This window comes from Methylobacterium sp. 22177 (assembly GCF_052045615.1).
Classification (GTDB): domain Bacteria; phylum Pseudomonadota; class Alphaproteobacteria; order Rhizobiales; family Beijerinckiaceae; genus Methylobacterium; species Methylobacterium radiotolerans.
The window spans coordinates 1-1,048 of record NZ_JBQEPK010000002.1 but is presented as its reverse complement, the minus strand read 5'-3'; the positions used below and the strand labels follow the sequence as shown (position 1 = coordinate 1,048).

The following is a 1,048-nucleotide window of genomic DNA, read 5'->3' as shown; positions in this document are numbered from 1 at the left end:
CAGGCCTAGGGAACGCTCCGCTACCGCGTGTTCAATCCGAAGACGAACACACCCGAAGCTTCGGCTCGTGGCTTGAGCCCCGTTACATTTTCGGCGCAGGACCCCTTATTTAGACCAGTGAGCTGTTACGCTTTCTTTAAAGGATGGCTGCTTCTAAGCCAACCTCCTGGTTGTTTTGGGAGTCCCACATCCTTTCCCACTTAGCCACGAATTGGGGGCCTTAGCTGTCGGTCAGGGTTGTTTCCCTCTCCACGACGGACGTTAGCACCCGCCGTGTGTCTCCCGAGCAGTACTCTCACGTATTCGGAGTTTGGTTGGGTTTGGTACCGCTGTGGGCGGCCCTAGCCCATCCAGTGCTCTACCCCGTGAGGTATTCACTCGAGGCGCTACCTAAATAGCTTTCGCGGAGAACCAGCTATTTCCGAGTTTGATTGGCCTTTCACCCCTAGCCACACGTCATCCAAGACCTTTTCAACGGGCACTGGTTCGGACCTCCAGTGGGTGTTACCCCACCTTCATCCTGCACATGGCTAGATCACTCGGTTTCGGGTCTAAAGCCACGAACTGAACGCCCTGTTCAGACTCGCTTTCGCTGCGCCTCCACCTATCGGCTTAAGCTCGCTCGTAACTTTAAGTCGCTGACCCATTATACAAAAGGTACGCGGTCACCCAGGACGAACCTTGGGCTCCCACTGTTTGTAAGCATCCGGTTTCAGGTGCTGTTTCACTCCCCTCGTCGGGGTGCTTTTCACCTTTCCCTCACGGTACTGGTTCGCTATCGGTCGCTGAGGAGTACTTAGGCTTGGAGGGTGGTCCCCCCATGTTCAGACAGGATTTCACGTGTCCCGCCCTACTCGAGTCCTGTGTATCGTCCGTCCCGTACGGGGCTGTCACCCATCGCGCCGGCCTTTCCAGACCGTTCCGGTAAACTCAACACAGGCACTGGCCTGATCCGCGTTCGCTCGCCACTACTGACGGAGTCTCGTTGATGTCCTTTCCTCCGGGTACTGAGATGTTTCAGTTCCCCGGGTTCGCTTCAAACCCCTAT

The 1,048-nt window shown here is 56.2% G+C and carries 1 rRNA gene (cut by a window edge); it reads right to left on the bottom strand.

Going from position 1 to position 1,048, the window contains the following annotated elements:
* A 23S ribosomal RNA gene (locus ACTJK8_RS02380) occupies positions 1-1,048 on the bottom strand (its annotated part extends 1,571 nt beyond the left edge of the window); the annotation flags it as partial.